The 26,748-nt window shown below is 72.5% G+C and carries 26 protein-coding genes; 6 read left to right on the top strand and 20 right to left on the bottom strand.

Features of this window, described 5'->3' with window-relative positions:
• Nucleotides 1-13: 13 nt before the first annotated feature.
• The 5 genes from BBH68_RS17140 to BBH68_RS17120 form a co-directional block, all read right to left on the bottom strand.
• Nucleotides 14-805 (bottom strand): ABC transporter permease, encoded by a 792-nt coding sequence (locus BBH68_RS17140; protein ID WP_065963333.1) that lies wholly within the window; start codon nt 803-805, stop codon nt 14-16.
• Nucleotides 802-1,806, bottom strand: a complete 1,005-nt coding sequence (locus tag BBH68_RS17135; RefSeq protein WP_174589037.1) for an ATP-binding cassette domain-containing protein — start codon at nt 1,804-1,806, stop codon at nt 802-804. Before BBH68_RS17135 ends, BBH68_RS17140 begins: the two co-directional genes overlap by 4 nt.
• Nucleotides 1,807-1,913: 107 nt before the next feature.
• The gene (locus BBH68_RS17130) at nt 1,914-2,756 is read right to left on the bottom strand and encodes a DUF4097 family beta strand repeat-containing protein (RefSeq protein ID WP_065963328.1); all 843 of its coding nucleotides are present in this window, start codon (nt 2,754-2,756) and stop codon (nt 1,914-1,916) included.
• A gap of 88 nt (nt 2,757-2,844) precedes the next feature.
• On the bottom strand, nt 2,845-3,360 hold the full coding sequence (locus BBH68_RS17125; protein WP_065963326.1) for a toxin-antitoxin system HicB family antitoxin: 516 nt from the start codon (nt 3,358-3,360) through the stop codon (nt 2,845-2,847).
• 241 nt (nt 3,361-3,601) lie between these two features.
• Nucleotides 3,602-4,573, bottom strand: coding sequence for a beta-ketoacyl-ACP synthase III (locus BBH68_RS17120; protein ID WP_065963325.1), 972 nt, complete (start codon nt 4,571-4,573; stop codon nt 3,602-3,604).
• Between the two features lie 141 nt (nt 4,574-4,714).
• On the opposite strand from BBH68_RS17120, the gene BBH68_RS17115 reads away from it, so the two are divergent.
• On the top strand, nt 4,715-5,332 hold the full coding sequence (locus tag BBH68_RS17115; RefSeq protein WP_065963321.1) for a TetR/AcrR family transcriptional regulator: 618 nt from the start codon (nt 4,715-4,717) through the stop codon (nt 5,330-5,332).
• 25 nt (nt 5,333-5,357) lie between these two features.
• Here the strand turns inward: BBH68_RS17115 and BBH68_RS17110 are convergent, their stop codons facing one another.
• Complete coding sequence (locus BBH68_RS17110; RefSeq protein ID WP_342673134.1) at nt 5,358-5,870, bottom strand: MarR family winged helix-turn-helix transcriptional regulator; 513 nt, start codon at nt 5,868-5,870, stop codon at nt 5,358-5,360.
• Between the two features lie 119 nt (nt 5,871-5,989).
• On the opposite strand from BBH68_RS17110, the gene BBH68_RS17105 reads away from it, so the two are divergent.
• A complete protein-coding gene (locus BBH68_RS17105) occupies nt 5,990-7,252 on the top strand; it encodes an MFS transporter (protein WP_065963320.1) in 1,263 nt (420 codons plus the stop codon).
• Nucleotides 7,253-7,353: 101 nt separating this feature from the next.
• Here the strand turns inward: BBH68_RS17105 and BBH68_RS17100 are convergent, their stop codons facing one another.
• The 7 genes from BBH68_RS17100 to BBH68_RS44035 all read right to left on the bottom strand — a co-directional run bounded on the left by BBH68_RS17100 (nt 7,354) and on the right by BBH68_RS44035 (nt 15,873).
• Nucleotides 7,354-8,292 (bottom strand): aminoglycoside phosphotransferase family protein, encoded by a 939-nt coding sequence (locus tag BBH68_RS17100; protein ID WP_065963318.1) that lies wholly within the window; start codon nt 8,290-8,292, stop codon nt 7,354-7,356.
• A 95-nt stretch (nt 8,293-8,387) separates the two neighbouring features.
• Nucleotides 8,388-10,814, bottom strand: a complete 2,427-nt coding sequence (locus BBH68_RS17095; RefSeq protein ID WP_065963317.1) for a hypothetical protein — start codon at nt 10,812-10,814, stop codon at nt 8,388-8,390.
• Nucleotides 10,811-11,971 (bottom strand): formylglycine-generating enzyme family protein, encoded by a 1,161-nt coding sequence (locus BBH68_RS17090; RefSeq protein ID WP_065963315.1) that lies wholly within the window; start codon nt 11,969-11,971, stop codon nt 10,811-10,813. Before BBH68_RS17090 ends, BBH68_RS17095 begins: the two co-directional genes overlap by 4 nt.
• Before the next feature lie 11 nt (nt 11,972-11,982).
• Nucleotides 11,983-13,455, bottom strand: a complete 1,473-nt coding sequence (locus BBH68_RS17085; RefSeq protein WP_065963314.1) for a radical SAM protein — start codon at nt 13,453-13,455, stop codon at nt 11,983-11,985.
• Between the two features lie 73 nt (nt 13,456-13,528).
• Nucleotides 13,529-14,170, bottom strand: coding sequence for a hypothetical protein (locus BBH68_RS17080; RefSeq protein WP_065963312.1), 642 nt, complete (start codon nt 14,168-14,170; stop codon nt 13,529-13,531).
• Between the two features lie 6 nt (nt 14,171-14,176).
• The gene (locus tag BBH68_RS17075; protein WP_065963310.1) at nt 14,177-14,842 is read right to left on the bottom strand and encodes an effector-associated domain EAD1-containing protein; all 666 of its coding nucleotides are present in this window, start codon (nt 14,840-14,842) and stop codon (nt 14,177-14,179) included.
• Complete coding sequence (locus BBH68_RS44035; protein ID WP_065963309.1) at nt 14,839-15,873, bottom strand: trypsin-like peptidase domain-containing protein; 1,035 nt, start codon at nt 15,871-15,873, stop codon at nt 14,839-14,841. The genes BBH68_RS17075 and BBH68_RS44035 overlap by 4 nt, the downstream gene beginning before the upstream one ends.
• Nucleotides 15,874-15,975: 102 nt before the next feature.
• Here BBH68_RS44035 and BBH68_RS17065 point away from each other — a divergent pair, with 102 nt between their 5' ends.
• Nucleotides 15,976-16,812 carry a class I SAM-dependent methyltransferase gene (locus BBH68_RS17065; RefSeq protein WP_065963307.1) on the top strand — a complete coding sequence of 279 codons (837 nt, stop codon included), beginning with the start codon at nt 15,976-15,978 and terminating at the stop codon, nt 16,810-16,812.
• Between the two features lie 86 nt (nt 16,813-16,898).
• On the opposite strand, the gene BBH68_RS17060 is transcribed toward BBH68_RS17065, so the two are convergent.
• Nucleotides 16,899-17,678 (bottom strand): helix-turn-helix domain-containing protein, encoded by a 780-nt coding sequence (locus BBH68_RS17060; RefSeq protein WP_065963306.1) that lies wholly within the window; start codon nt 17,676-17,678, stop codon nt 16,899-16,901.
• Nucleotides 17,679-17,905: 227 nt separating this feature from the next.
• Between BBH68_RS17060 and BBH68_RS17055 the strand changes: the two genes are divergently transcribed.
• The gene (locus BBH68_RS17055; protein WP_065963302.1) at nt 17,906-18,838 is read left to right on the top strand and encodes a 1-aminocyclopropane-1-carboxylate deaminase/D-cysteine desulfhydrase; all 933 of its coding nucleotides are present in this window, start codon (nt 17,906-17,908) and stop codon (nt 18,836-18,838) included.
• Between the two features lie 79 nt (nt 18,839-18,917).
• Here the strand turns inward: BBH68_RS17055 and BBH68_RS17050 are convergent, their stop codons facing one another.
• Nucleotides 18,918-19,868, bottom strand: a complete 951-nt coding sequence (locus tag BBH68_RS17050; RefSeq protein ID WP_174589036.1) for an ATP-dependent DNA ligase — start codon at nt 19,866-19,868, stop codon at nt 18,918-18,920.
• Between the two features lie 55 nt (nt 19,869-19,923).
• Nucleotides 19,924-20,826, bottom strand: coding sequence for a non-homologous end-joining DNA ligase (gene ligD, locus BBH68_RS17045; RefSeq protein ID WP_065963300.1), 903 nt, complete (start codon nt 20,824-20,826; stop codon nt 19,924-19,926).
• Nucleotides 20,827-20,856: 30 nt separating this feature from the next.
• Here ligD and ku point away from each other — a divergent pair, with 30 nt between their 5' ends.
• Complete coding sequence (gene ku / locus BBH68_RS17040) at nt 20,857-21,984, top strand: non-homologous end joining protein Ku (protein WP_065963299.1); 1,128 nt, start codon at nt 20,857-20,859, stop codon at nt 21,982-21,984.
• Nucleotides 21,985-22,122: 138 nt separating this feature from the next.
• Here the strand turns inward: ku and BBH68_RS17035 are convergent, their stop codons facing one another.
• Complete coding sequence (locus BBH68_RS17035) at nt 22,123-22,947, bottom strand: NAD(P)H-binding protein (RefSeq protein ID WP_065963297.1); 825 nt, start codon at nt 22,945-22,947, stop codon at nt 22,123-22,125.
• A 135-nt stretch (nt 22,948-23,082) separates the two neighbouring features.
• Here BBH68_RS17035 and BBH68_RS17030 point away from each other — a divergent pair, with 135 nt between their 5' ends.
• On the top strand, nt 23,083-23,715 hold the full coding sequence (locus BBH68_RS17030; protein WP_065963296.1) for a TetR/AcrR family transcriptional regulator: 633 nt from the start codon (nt 23,083-23,085) through the stop codon (nt 23,713-23,715).
• Nucleotides 23,716-23,734: 19 nt separating this feature from the next.
• Here the strand turns inward: BBH68_RS17030 and npdG are convergent, their stop codons facing one another.
• The 3 genes from npdG to BBH68_RS17015 form a co-directional block, all read right to left on the bottom strand.
• Nucleotides 23,735-24,442 (bottom strand): NADPH-dependent F420 reductase, encoded by a 708-nt coding sequence (npdG, locus tag BBH68_RS17025; RefSeq protein WP_065963294.1) that lies wholly within the window; start codon nt 24,440-24,442, stop codon nt 23,735-23,737.
• Between the two features lie 44 nt (nt 24,443-24,486).
• Nucleotides 24,487-25,896: an NAD-dependent succinate-semialdehyde dehydrogenase gene (locus BBH68_RS17020; RefSeq protein WP_065963292.1), complete on the bottom strand. Its 1,410-nt coding sequence runs from the start codon at nt 25,894-25,896 to the stop codon at nt 24,487-24,489.
• 93 nt (nt 25,897-25,989) lie between these two features.
• Complete coding sequence (locus BBH68_RS17015) at nt 25,990-26,733, bottom strand: transglutaminase-like domain-containing protein (protein ID WP_065963291.1); 744 nt, start codon at nt 26,731-26,733, stop codon at nt 25,990-25,992.
• Nucleotides 26,734-26,748: the final 15 nt, after the last annotated feature.

Genomic DNA, 26,748 nt, shown 5'->3' with positions numbered 1-26,748 from the left:
GTGGTGGCGGGGGTTACTTGGGGTCGCGCTTGAAGGTGGAGGTGGACCAGAAGTAGCCGAGGACCGCGAGGCCGACGCACCAGGCGATGGCGAGCCATCCGTTGTGGCCGATCTCGGTGCCCAGGAGGAGGCCGCGGAGGGTTTCGATGGCGGGGGTGAAGGGCTGGTATTCGGCGATGGGCTGGAACCAGCCGGGCATGGCGTGGATGGGCACGAAGGTGCTGGAGATCAGCGGGAGGAAGATCAGCGGCATGGCGTTGTTGCTGGCGGCCTCGGCGTTCGGGCTGACCAGGCCCATGCCGACCGCGATCCAGGTCAGCGCGAGGGCGAAGAGGGTGAGCAGACCGAAGGCGGCGAGCCATTCCAGGACGGTGGCGTCGGTGGAGCGGAAGCCGATGGCCACGCCGACGGCGCCGACGAGGACGACGCTGATGATGGATTGCAGCACGCTGCCGATGACGTGGCCGACGAGGACGGAGCCGCGGTGGATGGCTATGGTGCGGAAGCGGGCGATGATGCCCTCGGTCATGTCGGTGGACACGGAGACGGCGGTGCCGATGGTGGTGCTGCCGATGGTCATCAGCAGCAGGCCGGGGACGAGGTACTTGATGTAGTCGGAGCGGTCCGCCGCGCCGCCGTCGATGCCGGCGCTCATGGTGTCGCCGAAGATGTAGACGAACAGCAGGAGCAGCATGATCGGGGTGAGGAGGAGGTTGAGGGTCAGGGAGGGGTAGCGGCGGGCGTGGAGGAGGTTGCGGCGCAGCATGGTGGAGGCGTCGCGGGCGGCGAGGGTCAGAGAGCTCATCGGACGGTCTCCTTGCGCTGGTTGGTGTGGGTGGTGTCGGTGCTGGTGAGGGCGAAGAACACGTCGTCGAGGTCGGGGGTGTGGACGGTCAGCTCGTCCGCCTCGATGCCGGCGGTGTCGAGCCAGTCGAGGATGGAGCGCAGTTCGCGCTGGCTGCCGTCGCTGGGGATCTGGAGGGTGAGGGCGTCGTCGTCGCGGGTGGCTTCGCCAAGGGTGGTGGCGGCGGTCTGGTAGGCGACCGGGTCGGTGAAGCGGAGGCGGATGTGTCCGCCGGGGATGAGCCGCTTGAGTTCTTCGGCGGTGCCCTCGGCCGCGATCTTGCCGTGGTTCAGGACGGCGATGCGGTCGGCGAGTTCGTCCGCCTCCTCCAGGTACTGGGTGGTGAGGAAGACGGTCACGCCGCCGGTGACCAGCTCGCGGATGATCTGCCACATGTTGTGGCGGGAGCGTGGGTCGAGGCCCGTCGTGGGTTCGTCGAGGAAGATGATGCGCGGGTTGCCGACCAGGGTCATGGCGATGTCCAGGCGGCGTTTCATGCCGCCGGAGTAGGTGGAGGCCGGTTTTTTCGCGGCCTCGGTGAGGTCGAAGCGCTCCAGCAGCTCGGCGGCGACCCGTCGCCCCTCGCGCTTGGGCAGGTGGTGGAGGTCGGCCATCAGGAGCATGTTCTCCTCGCCGGTGATCAGCCCGTCGACGGCAGAGAACTGTCCGGTGACGCCGATGGCGGCCCGTACGGCCTGGGGGTCGGTGGCCAGGCCGTGGCCCGCGACCTGGGCCTGGCCGCCGTCGGCGGAGATCAGGGTGGAGAGGATCTTCACGATGGTGGTCTTGCCGGCGCCGTTCGGGCCGAGGAGTGCGAACACGGACCCGGCCGGGATGTGCAGGTCGATGCCGTCGAGGACGGTCTTGTCGCCGTAGGACTTGCGCAGACCGGCGGTCGAGATGGCGGCGGGCGGCTGCGGACCATCCGCGCGGCTGGACGTGGGCATGACAGAAGAAGGCATGGAGCCCTCCCATTCGAAGGCTTCGGAGGTGAATGTGGCGGGGCGGGAGAAGTGCGGGGCGGGAGAAGTGACCGGAGAGGGGGTGGGCGAGCGCGCGGGACCGGTGCTCAGACCCGGGCGCGGCGGACGTCGATGTTGCCCCAGCGGGTCCGGGCGCGGATCTTGACGGTGTCCTCGGTCTCCGCCGGGGGCGCGGAGTCGGCGAGGGTGTTGTGCACCTGCCCGCGCTCGGAGCCGGCGTCGAGCCAGGCGGCGGTGCCCTCGCGGACGCCGATCTCGATGGCGCCGAAGGAAGTCTCCAACTGGACCTCCCCCCGCGCGACTTCGCCGACCCGCAGACCGCCGTGGGCGGTGGTGGCCGTGACCGAGCCCTCGGCGCGTTCGATGTCGATGTCGCCGTGGGCGCCGCTCACCCGCAGGTCACCGGTCACGGTGCCGACGGTCGTGGCGCCGTGCGAGTTCTTCAGTACGGCGGAGCCGTGGATGGCCCCGACGCGCAGACTGCCGGTGCTGGTGGTGATCTCGGCCAGGCCCTCGACCCGGTCGACCCTGATCGAACTGTGGGAGACGGTCATCCGGAGCGGCCCGGTCGTGTCGAGGCGGACATCGCCGCCCGAGGTCTTCACCCGGACCTCACCGAGCCGGCCTTCGCCGAGCACCTGGGTCCAGGCTCCGGTCACCTCGGCGTGCGAGCCGGCGGGCAGGTCGACCGTCACATCGACGGCACCGCTGGGCCCGACGAAACGGCGCTCCTTCGTCCTGACGGTCAGGACGCCGTTCGCGTACGTGACCTCGGTCTGCTCGGCGGCCCGCACGTCCTTGTCCCGCTTCGGGCTGCTCGGCCGCACCTCCACGACGGTGTCTGGGCGGTCGCTCGCGGTGAACCGGAGGGAACCGGCGCCCACATGGGCGATGACCGAAATCGGTTCCGGAGTGTCGAAAGAAGGCATGGCTGTACCGTCCTCATGAGTCCTTGGGCCGTCCCCGCTGGTGGGACGTGGTGTGGGCGAAGTGCCGTACTTTCGGGCGCGGGCGCGGCTAGCGCACCCAGCCCGTGAAACTCTGTCCGACCGTGCGGGCCTTCTCCGTCGTACGGGGGCGTGCGCCGCCCTCGACCGCGGCCGACACGGCGCGGACCAGCCAGGCGTTGACCGACAGGCCCTCGCGGCTCGCGGCCTCCTCGGCGCGCGCCTTGAGGTGGGCCGGCAGGCGCAGGTTGACGCGGGCGGTGCCGCCCTCGTCACCCTCGGCGGGTGTCTGCGCCATGGGCTCGACGGGTGCGGCGACCGCCTCCACGGCGCCGCTGTCGGCGGGCGGCGGCGTCACCACGAAGTCGGGGTCGAGCCCGCGCAGCCGCAGGTCGACCGAGCCGGGGGCGAGTTCACGGGTGATCTCGTCCATCGCGGCGGAGAGCACATTGAGCATGGTCAGTCGGGTCGCCGACTCCAGAGGAGCGGTGAGCCGCTCGGCCAGCTCTCGGGCTTCTTCCCCGCCGGCCTCGGCGGCCACCGCGAGTTCGCGGCGGAGGGTGTCGACATACGGCGTGAGGTCCATGACGCCATCATGGCATCACGGTGGCGCCATACGCAAGCCCGGATGGTGTCGCGCTGCGGGTGGACTCTGCGTTGACGGCTCTGAGCTGGGGAAATACGGAGAAGACGATCTGTGTCGCCGTGGCATCACGCGCGCCGACGCGCCTATAGGAGGAGGAAATGGCGCCGGGTGGCATCGAATGGCGCCAAGCGGTGCCACGCGATGCCACCCGGCGCCATTACAGGGTCTGCCGCTCACCCGCTCACGGGCAGGCGACGACCTGGCCCGCCCACGACAGACCGCCGCCGAAGGCGAGCAGCAGCACCGGGGCACCCGAGGGGATGTCGCCGCGTTCCGTCAGCTTCGACAGGGCGAGCGGGACGGACGCGGCGGAGGTGTTGCCGGACTCGACGACGTCCTGGGCGATCACCACATCGTCACGGAGGTCGAGTTGGCGCAGGACGGCCTCGATGATGCGGAGGTTGGCCTGGTGGGTGATGACGCCCGCGAGGTCGGCGGGGGTCAGGCCGGCGCGGCGGCAGGCTTCCCGCGCGATGGCGGGGAGTTCGCCGGTGGCCCAGCGGAAGACGCTCTGGCCCTCCTGGGCGAAGTGCGGGTGCCAGTCGCCGACCAGGCGTACGGCGTCGGCGCGGGTGGGGTCGGAGCCCCAGACGACGGGGCCGATCCCGGCGCGTCCCGCGCCCTCGGCCCCGTCGGCTTCCTCGACGGCGCTGACCACGGCGGCTCCGGCGCCGTCGCCGAGCAGGACGCACGTACCGCGGTCGGTCCAGTCGGTCACGTCGGACATCTTCTCGGCGCCGATGACCAGGGCATGGCGGGCGGCGCCCGCGCGTACGGCGTGGTCGGCGCCGGCGAGGGCGGTGGTGAAGCCCGCGCAGCCGTTGTTCAGGTCGTACGCCACCGCGGACGGGATGCCGAGGCGGGCCGCGACCTGGGCGGCGGTCGAGGGGCAGCGGTCGATCGCGGTACACGTGGCCACGGTGATCAGGTCGATGCCGGAAGGCCGCAGTCCGGCCGAGGCCAGCGCCTTGCCCGCGGCGGCGGCCGCCATGTCGGTGACGGACTCGTCGGGGGCGGCGATACGGCGGGTGGCGATGCCGGTGCGGCGGCGGATCCATTCATCACTGGTGTCGACCATCGTCGACAGCTCGTCGTTGGTCAGCACGCGCGAGGGCTGATAGTGCCCCAGGGCGGCGATGCGGCTTCCCGACACGGCTGTTCTCCTCACGGCTGTTCTCCCCACGGCTTGTTCTTCCGAACTGGACGGCGCAGACACTGTCTACGCCTCACCGCCCGGAATATAGCAACCGATCGGTCGGACGCTAAATGGTCGGCGGCCGGGTACCCTGACGCCATGAGTCCACGCAAGTCGGCCGCCGAAGCCCGGAGAACGCGGGAGCGCATCGTGGAGCACGGTGTCGCCCTCGCCTCGGTCGAAGGGCTCGAAGGGCTGACCCTCGGGCGACTCGCCACCGACCTGGGGATGAGCAAGGCCGGGGTGCTGGGCCACTTCGGCACCAAGGAGGCACTGCAACTCGCCACGCTGGAAACGGGTGCGGCGGCCTTCCGGCGGCTGGTGTGGGAGCCCGCGCGGGACGCGGAGCCGGGACTGCCCCGGCTGCGCGCCATCTGCGAGGCGTGGATCACGTACATGGAGACCGCGCGCGACACCTTCCCCGGCGGCTGCCTGTTCACCACCGCCTCCGTCGAGTTCGACGCGCGCGACGGTGCCCTACGGGACGCGGTGGCCCGGCTGTCCGGGCTCTGGCGGCGCCGGCTCGCCCTCGAGGCGCGCGCCGCCGTCGCCGCGGGCGACCTGCCGGACGACACCGACCCGGAGCAGATCGCGTACGAGCTGGTCGGCCTCTATATGGCCCTGAACCAGGAGATCCAGCTCTTCGGCGCCCCGGACGCCGGCGACCGCACCCGCCGCGCCCTGGACCGGCTCCTCGGCCCGCGCCCGTCGGACTGACACCGGACACCGTTCAGGTGATGGATCAGGTGATGGACGTGTCGCCGTGGGCCTCCAGGATCTTGCGCAGGACCGCGGCGGTCCGCTCGCACTCGTCGCGGTCGATGCCGTCGAGGATCTTGGCGTAGTTGCGCAGATGCGCGGTCATCACCGTGTCGGTGAGTTCCCGGCCGCGCTCGGTCAGGTGGATCAGGACGGTGCGCCGGTCGCTGCCCTCGCGCACCCGCTCGACCAGGCCCTTGGCCTCCATGCGGTCGATGCGGTTGGTGATGGCGCCCGAGGTCACCATGGCGGCCTTGAGGAAGGCACCCGCGGTCAGGGCGTAGGGCGGGCCCGAGCGGCGAAGCGTGGTGAGGACGTCGAACTCGCCCGGCTCCAGGCCGTGTTCGGCGCAGAACGCCTTGAGCGCCTTGTCGATGACGCGCTGCATGCGCTGCACGCGGGCGAGCACCTGGATCGGCCAGAGGTCGTCCGCCAGCTCCGGGCGTTCCTTCACCCACTGCTCGGCGATGACATCGACGATGTCGCTCAACGGCACTCCCCTCGGGTTCCTTCAGCGTAGACCTTCTCAAGGTTAAGACACTTGACGCGACAAGAGCCGGGCTGTTTTTATCTCAACATTGAGAGAGTCAACCTTGAGGTAAACAGGGGGAACCGTTGTCCGCCACCTCGATCACCCATGCCGCCGGCACCGGCACCGGCCCCGCCACCGGCCCCGGCCCCGGCGTCGGCGTCGGCGCAAGCCGGCAGCGGGCCCGCCGGGTCCCCGTCCTCTGGCTGACGCTGCTGGCCACGCCGGTCGCCGCCGGGGCCAACGCCCCGGTGCTGATCCTCGACGACATGGGCCGCTCGCTGGGCGTCCGCACCGCGACCGCCGCCTGGCTGGTCACCGCCTTCGCCTGGGCGCTGAGCGTGGGGACGCCGCTGCTGGCGACCCTGCTGCGGCGACGCGGGGCGCGGACGGCGCTGCGGGTCGGGGCGGCCCTCGTGCTCGGCGGCACCGTCGCGCTGGTCGCGTCGCCGTGGCTGCCGCTGACCCTCGTCGGGCGCGCGGCGCAGGCCGCGGGCGGCGCGGGGCTGATCGCGGTGGCGATGAGCCTGGTGGGCGACGCCCGGCGGATGGGGGTGATCAGCGCCGGGTTCGGCATGCTGGGCGCGTCCGGTCCGCTGCTCGGCGAGCGGCTCAGCGACGCGGTGTCCTGGCGGGCGGCGCTGGCGGTGTCCGTGGTGGCGCTGCTCGCCGTACCGGCCGTCGAGCGCCACATTCCCACCGCCCCGCCCGCCGAGGGCCGCTTCGACACCCGGGGCTCGCTGCTGCTCGCGACCCTGGTCACCGGCGTCATCCTGCTGCCCTCCTGTCCGCTGCCGGCCGCCGGCGCGGCGGTGGCCGCGACCGTGCTGCTCGCCCTGCACATACGCCGCCGCCCGGACGGGTTCGTGCCGTCGGCGGTGCTGCGCACGCCTGTCTTCCGTACGGCGACGCTGATGGCGCTCACGCTCTCCACCTCGTACTTCCTGCTGCTGTTCGCGGTGCCGCGGCTGATGGCCGGGCGGACCGGCTGGTCCACGGGGGCGGTGGCCACGGGCCAGCTGGTGGCGCTGCTCACCGGCTCGGCCCTGGCCCTCGGCTTCGCGGCGGTGTCGGCGCGGCTCGGCCGGGCGCGGGTGCGGGCGGTGCTGCTCACGGTCGGGGCGCTGGCCGCGGCGACGGCGGCGTGGGCCCACAGCGCGCCCGCGCTCCTCGCGGCGGCGGGCGCGGCGGTGTTCTGCGCCACGGGCGCCAACGCCACCCAGTCCATGGACGCGGCCTCCGCCGTCCCGGCGGCCCACCGCCCCACCGCCATCGGCCTGTTCATCCTCGGCTACCAGCTCGGCGGGGCGGTCGGCCCGGCGGTGGCCACGCTGCTGGTGCTGAGCTGACCACCCGGACCGCCCGGACCGCCCGCCCCTGCCGCCCTCGCCCACCGCCCGGGCCGCCCGGCCCTACCGCCCTCGCCTACCGCCCGCCCCTACCGCACGGCCTATCGGTGGCGCATCAGGGCCGTGGCGATGGCCACCTGGGCCGGTTCCAGCGCGGGCTTGCCGTCCTCGATGTCCCACAGCGCGTTCTGAAGCACGCGGCCGAGCGTCCAGCCGACCGCCCGCCGCCGGTCCAGCCCGAGGACCTCGGTCAGCAGGTCGAAGCGGCGCAGCACCGCCCGCGCCACATCGCCGGTGGCCACGACCTCGTCCCACCGGTTGTCCAGCGCGGGCAGCAGCTCGAAGCCCGGGTCGCCCGCCAGCGGCTCGGGGTCGATGGCCAGCCACGGCTCCCGCTCCCCGGCCAGGACGTTGTCGTAGTGCAGGTCCCAGTGGAGCAGCCGGTCGCCCGGCTCGCCGAGCAGCTCGGCCACGGCGGACGCGCAGTCGCGCACCAGCCGCCGCTCGGCGGGGTCGCGCAGCGCGCGTACGGCGCGCGGGGTCGTATCGAGCATGGCGGCCGCGATGTCGCCCAGCCCCCGCAGGCCCTCGGGCGCGGGCACCGAGGTCAGGCGGGCCAGCAGCTCGGCCAGGATCCCCATCGCCGCGTGGTCGTCGGCCAGCGACGACAGCGGCCGGCCCGCGTCCAGCCGCTCCAGCAGCTGGGTGCCGCTCTCCTCGTCGTGGTCCAGCAGCCGTACGATGCCGTCGCCCCGCCAGGCCCGCAGCCCGGCCGCGACGCCCGCGGTCTCCTCGCGCGGCTCCTGAAGCTTGAGGACGGCGGGGGTGCCGTCGGCCCGCCGTACGGGCAGCACGAGCGACGCCATGCCGTGGGCGGCAGGACCGTCGGGCCGCAGCTCCCAGCGGTCCAGGAAGTCACCGCCGAGCCGGGGCAGCCGGGCGAGCCAGGCGCGCGCGGAGGCGCCCTGCGTGCCGTACGACGCGGCGAAGGCGTCGGGGACGTCAATGGGTGTCGACGTCTTGGGTGTCGACGTGTTCATGGGAAGGTCTCCTTCGGGGTCCACAGGGTCGGGATGGGCCGTGCGAAGGAGGTGTCGGGGGTGCCCGGGCCGCGGGCAGGCGTCAAAGCATGTCTTCACCCTAGGGGATGTGGCCGCTGTTCGACGGCGCTCAGGAGACGGCGTGCTCGGGCCATGGCCAGGATGTCGTGGCAGGCCGGGTCGGACGCGGCGGCCAGGGCCGCGGTGGCGGCGTCGCGGGCGGTGTCGGGCTCGTCGGTGTCGAGGGCGAGTTCGGCCTTCTCCAGGAGGAGGGCGAGGTGGTAGAGGCCGAATCCGCACTGCTCGGCCGTGCGCAGGCCCTCGCCGAGCGCGCTGGCGGCGAGGGCGTGGTGGCGCTGCGCGCGGGCGAGGCGGGCCCGGCCGAGGTGGAGGAGGCAGAGGTGTTCCTGGGAACCGGAGGTGACGATCCACTGGGTGGCCGCCTCCAGCAGGCTCTGGGCCATGACCAGGTCGCCGCGGTCGCATTCGAGGGCGGCCTCGATCAGGTCGTAGCGGGCCAGCTCGTCGTTCCAGACGGCGTCCCGCCCCTGGGCGGCCAGGGCCTCCCGGGCGCGGGAGACATACGCCCGGGCCGGTTCGGTCAGGCCGGCCTCCAGGAGGCACTCGGCCGGTGAGAGGGGGAGGCCGAACCAGACGGGGGCACCGGCCAGCCGATCGACGGGCATGCCGCCGGTGAGGGCGCGGGCGACGGCCAGGATGGGGTCGTGGCGGTTGCCGCGCAGCAGGCCGGCCACCTCGCGGTGGCGGCCCCGGAGGGTGCCGATCATGGCGAGCCACCAGGTGTCGTCCGGGTCGATGCGGGACAGGGCGGCGGGGAGGTCGCCGATCGCCCGGTAGCACCACAGCAGGCCGCCCGGGTCGGGACAGACGGGGAACTCCTCCAGGACGCGGACGCAGCGGCTGTACTGGCCGGTCTGCCAGGCGAGGTGTTCGTAGCCGCCCATGCGCAGCCGGTAGACCTCCTCGGCCTCCGCGACATGGCCGGCCGCGAGGGAGTGGTGGACCAGCTCCTCGAGGAGGTCCAGCGTCTCGGGGTGGTCGGGGGGCAGCACGCCGGGGCCGGCGACCAGCGCGCTGTAGTGGCGGCGTACGGCCTGGTGGACGGAGCGCGGGTCGGTGAAGGAGCGGTAGAAGTGGTCGCGGACCGCCGGGTGGACGGTGAACAGCTCGGCCGACTCGCGCATGACCAGGTGGAGTTGGAGCAGGTGGCGCAGGGTGGCGAGGATGTCCCGCCGGTCCAGGCCGCGCAGCGGGCCCGCGATCTTGGCGCTGGCGCTGCACGCGAAGACGGAGTGGAGCTGCTCGGCGGAGGCGCCGAAGCGGAAGATGCACAGCCGGGCGAGCAGGGCGCTCTCCCGCTCGCTCAGCACGGTCTCGTACGCGTCGAGGACCCGCGCCAGGCGCCGCTCCTGCGGCTCTCCCGAGTCGGCCCGCGGCTCGGGCAGCGAGGCGGCCCGGGCCGGGTCGCCGGCGGCGTATTCGACGAGGTAGCCGCTGAGGTGGTCGAGGGTGAGGGCGTGGGCGCCGAACTCGTCGACGAGGGCGTGCAGCGCGTCGTCGTCGCCGCGCACGCCGCGCCCCCGGACCAGCGCCACCGCGTCCTCGTGGCTGAGCTGGTCGATGTCCAGCCAGGCGTAGCCCCGGCCCTGCCAGGGCGTCAGCCGGGGCAGCGGGAGCCGGCTGGTGATCAGGCACTTGGTGCCGCCCAGGCCGTCCGCGAGCCGGTCGATGACCTGGGCGAGCAGCCGGTCGCTCAGGTCGCCGAAGGCGCCCTGGCGGTCGGTGCAGGGGCGCTGCACCCGCTCCAGGCCGTCCAGCACGAGCAGTCTGCGCCCCGGCCCGGCGAGCAGCTCCGCGAGCAGGTAGAAGGTGCCCGTGGGGCTGCCGCGCACGACCGCGCCGCCGCTGAAGTACGTGTACGCGACCTCCAGGAACTCCTTGACGTCCTGGTTGAGGTAGAAGCTCCAGATGAACAGCTCGTCGGGCGGCGGGTCGGCCTCGCCCGCCCGCAGCCGGGCCAGGAACTCGCCGGCCAGCGCGGTCTTCCCGGCGCCGCCGAGGCCGAGCAGCGCCAGCACGCCCGCCCCGTCGTCCCGCCAGAAGCGGTCGAGGGCGGCCAGCTCGTCCGCGCGCCCCACGAAGCTGGGGGCGGGCGGCAGGGCGTGGATGACGCCGGCCGTCAGGGAGCGGGCGGCCGGCACGGGCCGGGGGCCCGGGTCCCGCGGGGCGGAGGCGAGCGCGTCGGCGTGGGCGGCGACTGCCTCCGCGTTCAGCTCGGCGACGCGGGCGACGAGCGCGCCGAGCTGCTGCCGGGCGTGGCACCAGGCGACCAGCCTGCGGATGCACTCGCGGCGGCTCATGGCCGCCGCCAGCTCCCGGTAGACCTCCGGGTAGTGGTCGAAGCACAGGTCCCGGATCTCGTCCTCGGACAGGGCCCGGTCGACCAGGGCCCGCACCGCGCCCGCGTTGGACACGGTGTCGTACGGGGGCGGGCCCGTCATGGCGTCACCGGGGGCGCGGGGTCCTCGCCGGCGGGCGCGAGGTCCTTGCGGCACAGCCGGAACCCGATGTTCGGGGTCATGTGGGCGCCCCATCCGCCCGACCGCCAGCTGCCCGCGTCACGGGACATCCGGAACGACACGGTGACCGCCTCCGCGCAGTCCGCCCACGAGCCGCCGCGCAGCACCCGCTCCTGGCCCCGGGCGGGCCCGGTGGGGTTGGCGGCCGGGCTGTCGCGGTAGTACTCCGCGTCGTACCAGTCGGCGGTCCACTCCCACACCCCGCCGCTCATCGCGTACAGGCCGTAGCCGTTGGGGGGCAGGCGCCTCATGGGCAGGATGGAGAACTCGTCGAAGCGGCCGGAGTCACAGCGGTCCGGGGTCGGGGGCTCGTCGCCCCAGGGGTAGCGGTGGCCGGGCAGGCCGCCGCGCGCCGCCCGCTCCCACTCCGCCTCGGTGGGCAGGCGGTAGCGGACCCTCGGGGTGGACAGCAGCGCGCACAGCTCCTCGGCGTCCTGCCAGGACACGCCCACCATGGGCTTGCGGTCATACGCCCAGGGCCGCCGGGGGTCGTCGCGGCGCGGGGAGCCGAACAGGGTCCGGGAGTCGATCCGCTCGCCCTGCCCGTCGACCCACTCGTGGCGCGGCGCGTGAGCGTGCCAGTCGGTGGCGCGGACGGTCGCGTCCTCGCAGTACTGGAGGCGGATCTTGTTCGCCTCGTACAGGAACCAGCCGGGGTCGACCGAGCCGCCGCGGGGCTCCTGGTCCCGGGGCATCCCGGTCGGTGGCGGCTCCCAGTCCATCAGGTCGCAGTAGGCCGCCCAGCTCACCGGGGTCTCGGACAGCCAGTAGTCGTCGAGCCGCACCGGGTGCGCCGGGCGCTCGTCCGGGTCGCCGCCGTGGCTGCCCATGACGAAGGAGCCGGCCGGGACGTAGCGGAAGACGATGCCGTGTTCCTCCACCGCCATCCGGTCCAGCAGGGCGCGCCGCGCCTCGGCGATCTCGGGGTCGGCGGGGGCGACCATGCGGGCGCGGTCGTAGGCGGTCGCGGCCGTGCGCGGGTCGCCCCGGTCCTCCAGCTCGCGGGCGAGCCGCAGCAGGTCCCGGGGGCTGCCGGTGGCGGTGTGGTCGGTGCGCAGCCAGTCGTACGCGGATCCCATCTGCGCCGCCCTTACCCGCACGACCCGTGGGAGCCGCAGGACCCGAGGGCGCCGCACGACCCGTGGGCGCCGCAGGACCCGTGGGAGCCGTGGGAGCCGGTGGGCTGGGCGCCTTGGCAGGGGGCCGTACGCGGCCGCCGCGCCGAGACGTCGAACACGACGAGCGGGTTGCGGACCGCCGAGCCCGAGCGCCGCTCCGCCGCGACCTGTTCGCTGATCCAGGGGTCGGGCGCGTTGACCGAGCCGGCCAGGACGAGCGAGCGGGCGCGGCAGCCGCCGGCGAAAGTGGCGTTCTGGCCGTGGCCGCTGGCCGGGTCGGTGTGCGGGAGGTCCCGTATCGCCCGGAAGCCGGCGCTGTGGTGCCAGATCTCGGCGAGGGAGGTGTCGCGCACATTGGCGGCGACGAATTCCGGCCCGAGGAAGCTGCACGGATTGACGTCGCCGGACACGGAGACGGAACACACGAGATTCCCGGCGCCGCAGCCGTAGTTCTGGTGGATGACCGACTGCGTCTCCTGCCGGGAATACGGGCTGAACGGGTCGATGTGGCGCAGGTCCAAGGGGTCGTCGAGATTGTCCCGGCCCAGGCGGGCCAGGCCGTTCAGCGCTTCGGTGTATTCGGCGAAACTCGGCATCAATTCCTGGTTCCGCTCGGCGACGCCCACGGGGTAGAGCGGGCGGAACACGGCGGTGTCCGCGCCCACGCGATGGGCGAGTTCCGCGCAGGCGTCGATCTCCTCGAGGTTGGTCCGCATGATGGTGAAGGCCAGGGTGAAACGCGCGTGTTCGCGGAGCACGGCGAGACGGTCCAGCACCTTGGCGAAGGTGCCGGGCCCGCGCACCCGGTCATTCGTCTCCGCCGTCGCGCCCTCCAGGCTGACATTGAGCCAGACCAGTTCCCGCTTGCCGAATTCCTTGGCGATTTCCTCGGTGATGAGCAGGCCGTTCGTGGTGATGCACGGGGCCAGGCCATGGTCCAGGGCCATGTCGATGATGCGGAAAATGTCCTTCCGCAGCAGGGGTTCGCCGCCCGTGAGCCCGAGCCGGAAACTGCCCAGGTGCGCCATCTCGGCGAACAGCCGGTCGATTTCCTCCAGGCTCAGCCGCTTCTCACGGCGCGGGAGGTCACCGGCGAAACAGTGGGTGCAGCCCAGGTTGCACGAGGCGATGACCTCCAGATGGACGGCCAGCGGGCCGGTCAGATGGTCCGGCGGGACGTCCAGGTCCTCTTTGACGACCCCGGCGAACCGGCCGTCCACGGTGAAGAATCCCAGGTCGTAGAAGTGCTCGAAGAGCCGCTCGATCAGGACGCGGCGGTCCGCGTCGGCCGTCTCCCCGAGGACGTGGTCGATGGGGCGCGCGCTCAGCCGCCTCAGGACGTCCGTGGCCTCGGCGTCGAACGGCAGATATCGCGACGTACGGCGGTCGAAGACCAGGCTGCCGAAGAATTGCGGGATGAGCACCAGCGGGGCCCGTTCCGGCATCGTTAACCTCCGTGTGTTGTCAGGCGGCTGATGGCGGGCCGCTGATGGTGGCCGCTGCCGTGGGGCCGTTCGGTCAGGCCGCGTGCGGATCGGAGATCGTGAAGACCTTGCGGATCCACACCCGGCCGCCCCGCCCGGGAACCCCCAGCCCCACCGCGCCGAATTCCCTCAGCCTTCTCACCCGATACGGCTCGGAATCCCGCTCCGGATCCTCCGCCGGCCGCCGGTCCGGCCGTAGCTCCATGGGCCGCCAGCCGTCGTCGTCGAAATCGGGGCGCATCCAGGCGTCGTCCTCCGGCTCGTCGAGGGAATACGTCCAACTGCCGTCGGCGGCCGAAAGCACGGAAGTCTCCGTGCCCCCTCGCGGGTCCATGGTCCGCACATGGGTCTCGTCATCCGGCTTGTACACCCCGGCGAACATCAGCGTGGTGTAGGCCGGGTGGTACGAGGCGATCTCGAACGCGAGCACATGCGTGCCGAAAGGGACCAAGGGGCGGGCGGAGGTCGGCGTCGTGCCGTCGAGGTACATCTCGCACGGGCCGTCGGTCTCCAGCCACATCGTGAAGGGAACTCCGGCCCGCGGATTGCGCCAACGCAGCACCACACCGCCGCATCCGGCGGGCACCTCGCAATGCCCGTGTTCCTCGAGGACGAACAACTCCGACGCCTTGACATACCGCGCCAGGGAATTGAGTTTCAGTTCACGCTCGTCCATGCTCGCTCACCTTTCGTCTCGGCTTTCCAGGCGGTCGGTGAACTCGCGGTGCCTGACGGGGTTGACCTCGCCCACCCGTCGTACGAGGTCCGGTAGCCGATCACGCCGCGCACAGTACTCGATCAGCCGGATGGTCTTTTGCGACTTGCTCATGCCCTGGGCGAACTGGCCGTACACCGCGGGGAAATGGTCGAGGCAGAGGGCGGTGAGTTCGTCGTCGTCGAGCGCCTCCGCGACCAGCCGGCGCACGTCGCCCGCGCGGTACGGGACGGGGGCGGGCGCGGCGGATACGTCAGGCGCGGCGGGCGCGGCGGCCGGTGACGGGAAGGCGTCAGGTTCGGCCTGGGGCGCGGGGGCCGCGGCCAGCCGGCCGATGATCGCGTACGCCGCGCTGTTCGGGTCCTGGGCGATCACCCCGACCAGCCGCCGCAGCCGCCCCTGATCCGCCGCCCGGCGCAGGACCTGCGGCCACACCTCCGCCATGGGCGCCGACCAGGAGAACTCGGCCGCGCGCAGGCCCGCCGCCAGGACGAAACCCCGCACCTCGGCCGCCTGGTCGTACGCGGCCAGGAGGGCGTCGAGCAGCTCCCGCGCCTCGGGGTCCCCGGCGGCGAAGGGGACCCGGTCGAGAAAGCCCCCTTCATCCCTCGCAACACCCCCGCCGTCAGTCACAGCACCCCCGCCGCGGCCAGCCCCTCCGCCACCCGGGAGATCCGCCGCCCCTGGTTACGGAATTCCCGCTTCCCTGAATCCTCCACCGCCAGCCACCGGTGGTGCAGGGCGATCAATTGCCAGCGCTCGTCGAAGACGGGCGAGCCGGATGAACCGGCCTCGGTGTCCGTCCAATACTGGATCACATCGTCATCGACATGGCGGACGACGTTGTGGTGCATTCCTATCTTCTTCACCCCGCCGTGCGGATGCTGAATGATATAGACCCGCTCGCCGACCGAAACCTGCTCGCCGGCGGCCAATTCGATGACGGGAATCCCGTCCGGCAGCGGCTCCGCCGTCCGGATCACGGCCCAGTCGTGCGCCCGGTCCCCGGTGATCGTCTCGGGCCGGCAGCGCACCACCGTGGGGACGCGGTGCCGGGCGGCGGTGTCGAGTTCGTAGTGCAGCCAGGCCTCGACGTCCCGGGCGGGCCGAAAGCCCGAGGGGCCGGGGTCGTACAGGACGTGGTGGTTGGTCAGCAGCAGATCGCCGCCGATCCGGAAGGCCGTGCCGTACGCCCGCCCGCCCTCCAGCGTCACCAGCAACCGCGCGACGGCCGGGGCCAGTTCCACACCACGGCGCATGAACGCCACGTCGAGCAGGGTCGGCTCGTCGAAGATCTGCCGCTCCCACGCGCCCCGCGCGTCGAACCCCTTCCACACGACCCCCGTGTCCGCCCCGGCCGGCGCCTCCACCACCGGATCCGCCGCCGTCAACTCCCCCAGCCGCAGCGCCACCGCCTCGTCGTTCTCCGCCACTTGTTCGAGCAGCGTGCGCAGTCGATTCTGGTTACGGGCCTTGGTGATCAGGTCGTGCCAGACGGAATACATCGGCCGGTCCCAGGCGATCGTCGCCGGTTTCACCCCCGCCCGCACGGCGAACTCGACAACCGGCCCTTCCCGGAAATGGATACCGGCCAGGAAGTCGAGCAGTTCGCGGGACTCGGGCCTGCTCCAGTCGAAGGGCAGCGCGTCGAGGAAATGCGGCACGGTCCCAGCATAGGGGAGATGCGGGTCCTGTTCCGGGTGAGGTCCCGAATGTAACCTCACGCATATTCTTCGCGGAAGGCACGACCGGAAGGGAGCAGGCACATGGCGGACCAGGACAAGCTACCCGTGCGACTCGGCCCCGTCCCCGAGACCCTGTTGTGGAACCTCTACCACCGGGCGTACGAGGCCCGGCAGCCCAGGACGGTGCTCCACGACCCCAAGGCCATCGAGCTGGTCGACCGCCTCGACTACCCCTTCGAGGAGACCTTCGACCCACCCCATCCGCTGCTCGCCCAGGGCCAGGCGCTGCGGGTGCGGACCTTCGACGACGCCGTACGGAACTTCCTCGCCGAACACCCCGACGGGACCGTCGTCAACCTCGCCGAGGGCCTGGAGACCCAGTACTGGCGGATCGACAACGGCCGCGCGCACTGGCTGTGCGTCGAACTCCCCGAGACCGCCGAACTGCGCCGCGCCCTGCTGCCGGACACCGAGCGGCGCCGCACCCTCGCCCGGTCGGTGCTCGACCTGTCCTGGCAGGACGAGGTCGATCCCGCGCGCGGGGTGCTGATCACCGCCCAGGGGCTGCTGATGTATCTGCGGCCGGGCGAGGTGCGGGAGCTGATCGCGGCGTGCGCCGAGCGGTTCCGGGGCGGGGCGCTGGTCTTCGACGCGGTCCCCCGCTGGCTCGGCGCCGCCACCCTGCGCGGCGAGAAGGGCCCCGCGCGCAACTACCGCATGCCCGGCATGCCGTGGTCGCTGAACGCCGGCGAGCTGCCCAAGGTGCGCACGGCCCACCCCGGCGTCGTCGACGTCCGCGAACTCCACCTGCCACGCGGCCGGGGCCCGTACTTCGGGGCCCTGACGCCGCTGCTCTACCGGCTGCCGGGCGTACGCAACCTCCGGCCGACCATGACCGCGATCGCGCGCTTCGCCTGACGGCCCGCGTCGCCGTCGGGTGCGCGCAGGCCGTGGCGCGGTGTCCTGGCCAGAGTCGAGGACCCGGCGGGCCCTCAGGGATCCAGTCACTCCGGCGGGACGCTGTACCGCTCCAAAGCAACCTTGGACGTCGAGGTGTCCATGAGCCTCAGCTCCCAAGGCCCGGTGTTCACGTCGAAGTCCTTCCCGAACCCGACCCACTTGCCCGCCATGCGGCGGCCCGTCGGCTCCACGAGCAGCTGAACCGCGCCGTGGTAGCACGCGCCCTGGTAATAGCCGTCAGCAGCCGTCTGCTCGGTCCACGTGCCCGTGACCACGTTCCGGTCAACCGTGAGGTCGAGCGAGAGCGGCGAGTCCGGGTTCGACGAAGCTCCCTTCAGCGAACGCGCCGTCAGCCGGTTGCCGTGCTGCACGAGGACGACGTAGTGCCTGCCTTCGAACGAGTCGTCGCGGCCCGAGGAGTAGAACTCGTACCGGGACAGCCATACGCCGCTGTAGTTGACCTCGGCCGTCTGCGGGACCGGCTTGGCCTCCGCCGAGGCGGAGGCGACGCCCTCAGGGCTCGGAGCCATGTCGTGTCCCCCTCGTCCGTCGCCGTGGACCCTGGCCAAGGGCACCTGCGGGGCGAACCCCAACGACTCGGGCGACATCCCCGTGACCCTTTCCAGAGCGCGGACGTACACGGGCCTCGGCGACCTGCTGATACCGGCTTCCCAGCGCTGGACAAGCCTCTTACTGGCGTCGTTCGGCTCGCCCAGTTCGGCCCCTGCCCGCCGGAGCGCTTTGGCCAGGTCGTCCTGGCTCATCCGCAGGCCGATGCGCACGGCCCGCAGTGCGTCGTTCGGTACGTGCACCTCGGTCGTCATGACACCTGACGCTAGCCCCAACCGGCGTCTAATGACACCTAAATGACGCCTATTGAGGGACGCCCGAGCAACGCCCTTTCTGCCGTCGCAGTGTCCCGGGCACCGGCGGCACGATCGCGACCGGACGCGACAGAGAGGGCGGACCATGACGGACAGAGCGCCCCGCGCCCTCGCGGCCGGTCGGCGGCGAGGCCGGGTAGACCGGCCCCACCAGGCAGAATGGAGAGATGAGCCCGGCCCTCGACCCCGTTCTCGCCCTCGCGCCCCGGCTGCCGTCCCCGGTGTGGCGGGTGGACGACGAGCGCCTGGCCGGGCGGGGGGTGGAGTTGCGGTTGAAGCGGGACGATCTCGTGCATCCGGCGGTGCCGGGCAACAAGTGGCGCAAGCTGGCACCCAATCTGCGGGCCGCGCTCGACGAGGGGCACGCGCGGCTGCTCACGTTCGGCGGGGCGTACTCGAACCACATACGCGCCGTGGCCGCCGCCGGGGCGGCGGTGGGGCTGGGGACGGTGGGGGTGATACGGGGTGACGAGCTGGCCCGGGCGCCGCGCAACTGGTCGTTGGCGCGGGCCGAGGCGTACGGCATGGAGCTGGCGTTCTGGGACCGGGCGCGCTTCCGGGAGACGCTGAGCGGGCTGGCGGAGCCGGGGACGGTCCGGCGGCTCGAGGAGCGGTGGGGGCGGAGTTATGTGCTGCCGGAGGGCGGTACGAACGTGGCGGCTGCGCGCGGGGCGGCGGAGATCGTCGCGGAGCTGCCCGACCTGGGTCCTGGCGATGTGGTGTGCTGCGCGGTGGGCACCGGGGGCACGCTCGCCGGGATCGCCACCGCGCTGCCCGAGGGCGCCCGGGCGCTGGGCGTCGCGGTGGTCAAGGGCGCCCGGTACCTCGACGGCGAGGTGGCGCGGCTGCACGAGCTGGGGTGGGGGCGCGCCTTCGCCAACTGGCGGATCGACCACGACCACCACGGCGGCGGCTACGGCCGGGTCCCGGCCGGGCTGGCCGCCTTCGCCGAGGACTTCGAGGAGCGGCACGGGCTGGCCGTCGAGCGCCGGTACGTCGCCAAGATGCTGCGGTGCGTGTACGACCTGGCGGGCGGCCCCGCGCTGCCGCCGGGGAGCCGGGTCACCGCCGTGATCACGGGGCCGCCGGACCCGGTCTGACGTTTGTGGTGAGTATGGGACGGCGACACGCCGTCGCGTCGGCGTGTCGCCGTCCCATACTCACCGCAAACCCGCGCGGCTACTCCGGGCCGCGCAACCGCATCACCGTGGTCGCCGCGTGGCGGGCGGTGCTGTCCTGCCGTACCTCCACGGTCAGCTCGGGGGTCACCGGCCGGTAGGAGATCTCGGTGCCCACCATGTCCTTGGCCGTGGGGGCGGGGCCGGCCGCCACGGGCTCGGGGGCGGCGGGCAGGCCGCGCAGCGCGGCCGAGATCTGGGCGCGGACGGCCGGGGAGAGCGGGGTGGAGACCACCGGGTCGTCGTCGCCCGGCAGCACCAGCGCGAGGGAGCGCGGATGGTGGCGGGGGCCGACCACGCCGACCACCACGGCCTCCCGCGTCTCGGAGTGCCGCAGTTTCCACCAGTGGCGGCCCGCGCGGTAGGGCTGGCCCAGGCTCTTGATCACCAGGCCCTCGACGCCGATGCCCGGGAGCGAGTCGTACCAGGTGGCGGCCAGCTCCGGGTCGGTGGTCATGGGGACGGGCTGCAACGGCGGCCCGTACGGCTCCAGCAGCGCGACGAGCCGGGCGCGGCGCCGCTCGTAGGCCAGCGGGCGGAGGTCCTGGTCCCCGGCGGCCAGCAGGTCGAAGGCGGCGTAGGAGGCGGGGAGTTCCCGGGCGAGCCGGGCGGCGCGGGCGCGGGTGGCGGCGGCGCGCTTCTGGACGGCGGCGAAGTCCGTACGGCCGCCAGTCCACACGACGACCTCCCCGTCCAGGACCGTGCCGGCCGGGAGGCGTTCCGCGGCGTCCCGCAGGTCGGGGAACGCGGTGGTGACGATGCGGCCGGAGCGGGCCTGGAGCAGGACGTCGTCCTCCGTACGGAAGATCAGTACGCGGTGGCCGTCGAACTTCGGCTCGTACGCCAGCCGCCGCCCGGCCGGGTCGGGAAACGCCTGGACGGGGCGGGCCAGCGCCACCTCCACGGGCGGCAGCAGCGGCAGCCGAGAGGGTGGGTCCCAGTGGGGGATCATCCCGCAGTCCCAGGCGGTCGTGGTGGCTGCTGGGGGGCTCCAGGCAGCGGGGTTTTCATGGCGCTACTCCTGGGGGGACCGGGCGGGCCAGGGCCGGGTCGAGGAGGGGTTCCAGCAGGTCACCGTGGCGGTCCAGCCGGGGCGCGATGTCGTCGATCCGGAAGACGAGCTGCATGGCGTCCTCGCACCGCTCGACCTCGCCCCAGGTGACGGGCGCGGAGACGGTCGGCTCGCTGCGCGCGCGGGCGGTGTAGGGGGCGGCCGTGGTCTTCGCGGCCGCGTTCTGGCTGAAGTCGACGAACACCTTCCCCGGCCGCAGCGAGCGGGTCATCTTGGAGGTCACCAGGCCGGGCACGGCGGCCGCGGCCTCCATGGCGAGCTTCTTGGCGTAGCCGGTGGTCTGCCGGGAGGGGGTCGGCTCCACCGGGACCAGCAGGTGCAGCCCCTTGGAGCCGCTGGTCTTGGCGTACGCGGAGAGCCCGTCGTCGCGCAGCCGCTCGCGCAGCCACTCGGCCACGGCGCAGCAGTGCACGATCGTGGCCGGCGGGCCGGGGTCGAGGTCGAAGACGAGGCGGTCGGCGAGGCCCGGGTCGCGGTCGGCGCGCCACATGGGGGCGTGGAACTCGACCACCAGGTTGGCGACCCACATCAGCGAGGCCAGGTCCTGGATCAGGACCTGGCGGGCGGTCTCCCCCTCGTGGCGGGGCACCTCGGCGGTCCGCACCCAGTCGGGCATGCCCGGGGGCGGGTTCTTGGTGAAGAACTTCTCGCCGTCGGGGCCGTCCGGGAAGCGCAGGAACGCCAGCGGCCGGCCGCGCAGATGACGGAGGAGCGGGCCGGCGGTGGCCGCCAGGTAGTGCAGCAGCTCGCCCTTCGTGGTGCCCGTGGCCGGATAGAGCACCTTGTCGAGGTTGCTGAGCGCGATGCGCCGCCCCTCCACCTCCGCGATCGGGGACATACGATAAGAATCTCACGAAAGGGATCAAGCATGCGATCCATCTGGAATGGGAACATTTCGTTCGGTCTGGTCAGTATTCCGATCAAGATGTATCCGGCGACCGAGGACCACGCGGTCTCCTTCCGGCAGGTGCACACCAAGGACGGCGGCCGGATCCGCTACCGCAAGGTCTGCGAGCTGGAGGACAAGCAGGTGGACGCGGGGGACATCGGCAAGGCGTACGAGGACGCCGACGGCACGCTGATCCCGATCACCGACGACGACCTGGCGCACCTCCCGCTGCCCACGACCCACGCCCTGGAGATCCAGGCGTTCGTCTCGGCGGCGGACATCGACCCCCTCCAGATGGGCGACGCCTACTACCTCGGCGCGAACGGCACCGCGGCCGCCAAGCCGTACGCCCTGCTGCGCGAGGCGCTCAAACGCAGCGAGAAGGTCGCCATCGCCAAATACGCCCACCGCGGCCGGGAGCGCCTGGGCATGCTGCGGGTCGTGGGCGACGCGATCGCGCTGCACCGGCTGCTGTGGCCGGATGAGGTGCGCGATCCGGTGGGGGTGGCCCCCAAGGAGCGGGTGACGGTGCGGGAGGCGGAGCTCGACCTGGCCGACACCCTGATGGAGACGCTCGGCGAGGTGGACCTGCACGAGCTGCGCGACGAGTACCACGAGGCGCTGGAAGAGCTGGTGGCGGCGAAGATGGCCGGCGCCACGCCCACGGCCGAGCCCGGCGAGGCCCCGGCCGGGGCCCAGGTCGTGGATCTGATGGCGGCGCTGCGGGACAGCGTGCGCAGCGCGCGCCAGGCCCGGGGCGAGGGGACGGGCGAGGCCGCGGAGGAGGGGGAGGCGGCGGAGGCGGCCGGCGAGGAGGCGCGGGAGGCGACGGTCCACCCGCTGCGGGCGCGCGGGAAGGCCGCCGCGCCCGCCAAGAAGGCCCCCGTTGGAAGGAAGACCGCGGCGCCCGCGAAGAAGAGCGCCTCGAAGGGCGCCGAGAAGGCCGGCGCCAAGACGGCTGCGGGAAAGACGGCCTCGGGAAAGACGGCGGGGAGGTCGGCGGCGGAGTCGGCGGGGAAGTCGACCGCGAAGAAGGCCGCGGCCAAGAAGGCCCCCGCCAAGAAGCAGGCCGCCGCCAAGCGGGCGGGCGGCCGGTCGGCCTCCTGAGGGTCGACCCGCCAAGCGACCGGGCAGCCGGACGGCCGCCCCGGCGCCTCCCCCGCCTCCCCGGCGCCGGCCCCGGCCGTAAGCCCCGGGGGGTCGCATCCCGTGGGAGCCGCGTCCCGGCGGGCCCCCGCGGCGGCGTCAGCTGAACGCGGCGGCGTGGTCGCTCGCCCACTGGGCGAACGTACGCCCCGGGCGCCCGGTGATCCGCTCCGTCTCCGGGGAGATCTCGGCCGGGCGGCCGACGGACTCCGCGAACATCCGCAGCAGCGAGTCCGCGATGTCCGCCGGCACGCCGCCGCCGGTCATCCCCTCGCGTGCCGCCTCCGCCGGGATCTCCTCATACCGCAGCGGCGGCCGACCGAGGGCCTCGCCGAGGATGGTCACCTGCTCCGCGAAGGTCAGGGACTGCGGCCCGGACAGCACCGGCGCCTGGCCAGCGAGGTCGTCGCCGATCAGGGCGCGGGCCGCGACGGCCGCGATGTCGGCCTCGTGGATGGGCGCGGTGTGGGCCTCGGCGTACGGGCCGCGCACCACATCACCCTCGCGGATCTGCCCCGCCCACTGGAGCGCGTTCGAGGCGAACGCGCCCGGCCGCACATGCGTCCAGGTCAGCCCGGACGCCTCGATCTCGGCCTCCAGCGCGCGGTGGTGGTCGCCGATGGGGTTGCCGGGGCCCTCGAACAGCACGGCCGAGGAGGAGAGGGTGACGACGCGCCGCACCCCCGCCCGCGTGGCCTCGCTCAGCAGCTCGCCGGCGCCCTTGCCCCACAGCACCGCCGGGTTGACGAAGACCGCCTCGGCGCCCTCCAGGGGAAGGTCCTCGGTCCGCGCCACCCGCACCCCCTCGGGCAGCCGCGCCGCGTCGGGGTCGCGGGTCAGCGCGCGGACCTCCGCACCCGCCGCGACCAGCTCGTCCACCACATACCTGCCGACCTTCCCGGTGGCCCCGGTCACCACGATCATGACGAATCTCCTTGCTGTGCCGTGTTCATTGCCCTGCTGTGCCACTGCATTGATAGCCTCCACATTCATCCAAACAGATGAACTTGTCAAACAGATAGATGGATGGAGGCGGCGGCCTGAGGCTAGCCTGAGCGGGTGCAGGAGAAAGAGCCACCGGAACCGCCGAAGAAGCCCCGCCGCGCCCCCGCGCCCGCGGAGCGCAAGCTCGACCCCGAGCGCTCCCGGCGGCTGCTGCTGGACGCCGCCATGGACGAGTTCGCCGAGAAGGGGTACGCGGGCGCCCGCGTCCAGGACATCGCGGACCGGGCCGGGCTCAACAAGCAGCTCATCAGCTACTACTTCGGCGGCAAGGAGGGGCTGTACCAGGAGCTGCACCGCCAGTGGCTGCGCCGCGAGGAGGAGGACATCGTCGACCCGGCCCTCCCCCTCGACGAGCTGATCGTCCGCTATCTGCGGGAAACCTTCGCCGACCCCCGGGCCACCCGCCTCAACCTCTGGAAGGGCCTCACCGGCGGCGCGCTGGAGGAGCCCCGCGAGGACCTCTCCGCACTGCGGCGCCGCCAGGAGGACGGCGAGCTGGCCGAGGACCTCGACCCCGCCGCCGCGATGCTGCTGTTCATCAGCCTGGTCTCGGCGCCGGTCGCGCTGCCCCACGCCGTACGGCAGCTCTTCGGCCTCGACCCGGACTCCCCCGAGTTCCGCGAACACTACGCCGAGCAGCTCCGCCGGATCGTCCGCCACCTCGCGCAGCAGCGGGACCCGCGCTGACGTGGGAAAGGGAACGAGCTCACCGGGCGAGAGGCTCGGGGAGACCTGTGAGCCGAATGCCGGCGTGGGTCTTGTAACGCCTGTTGACCCCGATCAGCAGCGCGGTGATCCGCTCGCTGACACCGCTCATGTCCAGCAGGCCGCAGTCGACGGTACGCAGCCCCGGGATACGGTCGATGAGATCAGCGGCCAGGACCTTGTCGGCCGTGTGATCGCCGCAGAGCAGTACGTCCTCGTCCAGCCGGCGCTCGATGTCCTGCAAGGTGGCGGCGCTGACCGTCTGCAGAGCCGAGACCACGCCTGTGCCGTCCGGCAGCAGGGCCTGGGCCTGTTCGGCGGCAGAACCGGCCCAGGGGACGACGGGGCGCAGGCCGCGGGGGCCGACGGGCAGAAGGGGCGCGGTCGTGTCGATGACCAGTTGTCCGGGCTGGATGACTTTCGCAATGGCGCGCATCGTCTCGACGTGTGCGCTGAAGGGCACAGCGACGACCACCGCCGCCGCGCCTTCGATCATGGTGGCGTTGTCCCCGCCGACCGCTCCGGGGAGTGTGTCGGCGCAGCTCCGCGCCGCTTCTGCACGCCGGGATCCGATGCGGACGTTGACGCCGCTGTGGGCCCACCGGGTGGCGAGCCCAAGACCGAGGGCGCCGGTGCCGCCGACGATGGCGACGGTGTTCTCGTGGTGCGTTGTGGTGGCGGGGAGCGAGTCCGGCTGAGTGACTGTCATGGGTGATCGCCTTCGGTCGGCTGGTTCGGGAGAGAGGACGCTGGTCATTCGCCGAGGGGGTGGCTCGGTGCGTTGTGCGCGGGGCCGATCCACACGCTCTTGACGTTGGTGAACTGACGGAGTCCGAAGACACCCAGCTCGCGCCCGTAGCCGCTGCGCTTGATGCCGCCGAACGGCAGCCGCGGATCGGAGGCGACGATCCCGTTGACGAACACCGCGCCGGCCTCGATGCCGGGAATCAGGCGATCGGCGCGCTCCAGGTCGGTTGTCCACAGCGCGGCGCCGAGACCGAATTCGGTGGCGTTGGCGATCTCGACGGCCTGGGCCGGGTCCTTCGCGGAGACAACGGCGGCCACCGGCCCGAACGTCTCCTCCGCCGCGACAGCCATCGTCGGGGTGACCTGGTCGAGGACGGCAGGCACATAGAAATACCCGGGGCCGTCGAGGACCGTGCCGCCGGTGACGACTCGGGCGCCCGCTGCGGTGCTGCGCTCGACCTGGTCGACGAGGTCGGAGCGAAGACCGGACCGGGCGAGCGGGCCGATGCGTACGTCTCGGCGGAACGGGTCGCCCACGGCCAGGGCAGCGACACCGGCGGCAAACGCGTCGGTGAATTCCTCGACGACCGTTTCCTCGACGATGAACCGCTTGGCGGAGATGCAGCTCTGCCCGGTGTTGTGCATGCGTGCGCTGACCGCCGCCGCGGCGGCGGCCGGGACGTCCGCGTCGGCGAGGACGATGAAGGGGTCCGAGCCGCCGAGTTCGAGGACCTGTGGCTTGAGGTGGTGCGCGGCCATAGCGGCGACGGCAGAGCCCACTTCGGTCGATCCGGTGAGGGTCACGGCGTGGATGCGGGGATCGGCGATGAGGTCAGGTACCGCGTCGGGGCCGACGAGCAGCGTGGTGAACAGACCGGGCGGGCAGCCGGCCCGGTTCCAGATGTCGGCGATGGCCAGGGCGCAACGCGGCACGTTCGAGGCGTGTTTGAGCACGGCACCGTTGCCGGCCAGCAGCGCGGGCGGCGCGAAGCGGAACACCTGCCAGAGCGGATAGTTCCAGGGCATGACCGCCAGGACGAGGCCCAGCGGGTCGAAGGCGACGTGGCTGCGGGCGGCCCCGGTTGCCACGGGCTGGTGCATCAGTAGTTCCGGTCCCTGCGTCGCGTAGTACTCGCAGCACCAGGCGGACTTGTCGACCTCGGCTTCCGCCTCGGCGATGGGCTTGCCCATCTCCTCGGTGATGAGTGCGGCGAGTTGGTCGCGTTCGGCGCGCAGTAGCGCGGCGGCCCGCTTGAGGTGCTCGGCCCGTTCCGGTACGGGTATCGTCCGCCACCTCCTGGCGGCGAGGGATGCCCGCTCGACCGCCGCGTCGACAGCTGTCGGCGAGTGGGGGGTGAACTGGGCGATGACTTCCTCGGTGGCCGGGTTGACGGAGTTGATCTGGTGAACGGCCATGGCGGCCTCACTCCTTGGGGGTTGACGTGATGGTCCGCGAAGGGCGGGCATGTCCGCCGGTCGGTGTCCCGGGGCGCTCCTCGCGTGGCCGGATCAGGCGACGGAAGTGCGGCCGACCAGCTCCGGATCGGGGCCGCTCCACAGCACGTCATCGGCGGCGACCCGCTCGTGCGCGGCGGGCGAGGCAAGCGCTTCGAGGACTTCGCCGGCGACCTGCTCGTACCATCGCGCCACTTCGGCGGGATAGTCGGCGTAGCTGCCGTTCTCCCGCAGGACGGGCCCCTCGACGGTCGGGATGTCCGTGACGCCGTCGTAGGTGACGGTGTAGGGCTTGCCCAGACGGGTCGCGGTGGGCGCGTCGATGGTTGCGTCCAGCTTGATCCACCGGCCGTTGAGGAAGGCTTCGCCGAGCGAGTGCCAGGGCAGTGGCCGTCCGACCGGCCCTCCCCACAGGGTGCGGACCTCCGGTGAGAGGAATTCCATCTTCGGGGCGTGGAGCGCCTGGAACGCGATGCGGGCAGGGATGCCGGCGGCCCTGGAGAGGGCGACGAACGAACTCGCCTTGCCCATGCAGAAGGCGACGCCGTGGGCGAGGACGTCGCTGGCCGCCGACTCGCCCTCGGCGAGATAGCGGAACGAGGCGAGGATGTCGTAGGGCAGGTCGCGGACGTAGTGGTAGATGCGGCCCAGTCGTTCGCTGTCGGTGGTGGTACCGTCCGTCAGCTCTCGTGCAGTGGCTACCACGAGCGGGTGGTCGGAATCGATGTAGGCGGTCGGCCTCAGGTACGCCTCGTCGATGGTGGTGGGCTCGTTGTGTGCGGTCGTCTCGGAGGTCACGGGGCAGCCCTTCGT

The sequence above is a fragment of the Streptomyces sparsogenes genome (genome assembly GCF_001704635.1).
GTDB classification, from domain to species: Bacteria; Actinomycetota; Actinomycetes; order Streptomycetales; family Streptomycetaceae; genus Streptomyces; species Streptomyces sparsogenes.
Note: the sequence above shows the minus strand (reverse complement) of the source record. Positions and strands in the feature narration are given on the sequence as shown.

Bases quoted from the DNA above. Each gene is read 5' to 3' on its own strand.
- BBH68_RS17140 (WP_065963333.1), bottom strand. From the start codon at position 805: ATGAGCTCTCTGACCCTCGCCGCCCGCGACGCCTCCACCATGCTGCGC.
- BBH68_RS17135 (WP_174589037.1), bottom strand. From the start codon at position 1,806: ATGCCTTCTTCTGTCATGCCCACGTCCAGCCGCGCGGATGGTCCGCAG.
- BBH68_RS17130 (WP_065963328.1), bottom strand. From the start codon at position 2,756: ATGCCTTCTTTCGACACTCCGGAACCGATTTCGGTCATCGCCCATGTG.
- BBH68_RS17125 (WP_065963326.1), bottom strand. From the start codon at position 3,360: ATGGACCTCACGCCGTATGTCGACACCCTCCGCCGCGAACTCGCGGTG.
- BBH68_RS17115 (WP_065963321.1), top strand. From the start codon at position 4,715: ATGAGTCCACGCAAGTCGGCCGCCGAAGCCCGGAGAACGCGGGAGCGC.
- BBH68_RS17100 (WP_065963318.1), bottom strand. From the start codon at position 8,292: ATGAACACGTCGACACCCAAGACGTCGACACCCATTGACGTCCCCGAC.
- BBH68_RS17095 (WP_065963317.1), bottom strand. From the start codon at position 10,814: ATGACGGGCCCGCCCCCGTACGACACCGTGTCCAACGCGGGCGCGGTG.
- BBH68_RS17090 (WP_065963315.1), bottom strand. From the start codon at position 11,971: ATGGGATCCGCGTACGACTGGCTGCGCACCGACCACACCGCCACCGGC.
- BBH68_RS17085 (WP_065963314.1), bottom strand. From the start codon at position 13,455: ATGCCGGAACGGGCCCCGCTGGTGCTCATCCCGCAATTCTTCGGCAGC.
- BBH68_RS17080 (WP_065963312.1), bottom strand. From the start codon at position 14,170: ATGGACGAGCGTGAACTGAAACTCAATTCCCTGGCGCGGTATGTCAAG.
- BBH68_RS17065 (WP_065963307.1), top strand. From the start codon at position 15,976: ATGGCGGACCAGGACAAGCTACCCGTGCGACTCGGCCCCGTCCCCGAG.
- BBH68_RS17060 (WP_065963306.1), bottom strand. From the start codon at position 17,678: ATGACGACCGAGGTGCACGTACCGAACGACGCACTGCGGGCCGTGCGC.
- BBH68_RS17055 (WP_065963302.1), top strand. From the start codon at position 17,906: ATGAGCCCGGCCCTCGACCCCGTTCTCGCCCTCGCGCCCCGGCTGCCG.
- BBH68_RS17050 (WP_174589036.1), bottom strand. From the start codon at position 19,868: ATGATCCCCCACTGGGACCCACCCTCTCGGCTGCCGCTGCTGCCGCCC.
- ligD (WP_065963300.1), bottom strand. From the start codon at position 20,826: ATGTCCCCGATCGCGGAGGTGGAGGGGCGGCGCATCGCGCTCAGCAAC.
- ku (WP_065963299.1), top strand. From the start codon at position 20,857: ATGCGATCCATCTGGAATGGGAACATTTCGTTCGGTCTGGTCAGTATT.
- BBH68_RS17035 (WP_065963297.1), bottom strand. From the start codon at position 22,947: ATGATCGTGGTGACCGGGGCCACCGGGAAGGTCGGCAGGTATGTGGTG.
- npdG (WP_065963294.1), bottom strand. From the start codon at position 24,442: ATGACAGTCACTCAGCCGGACTCGCTCCCCGCCACCACAACGCACCAC.
- BBH68_RS17020 (WP_065963292.1), bottom strand. From the start codon at position 25,896: ATGGCCGTTCACCAGATCAACTCCGTCAACCCGGCCACCGAGGAAGTC.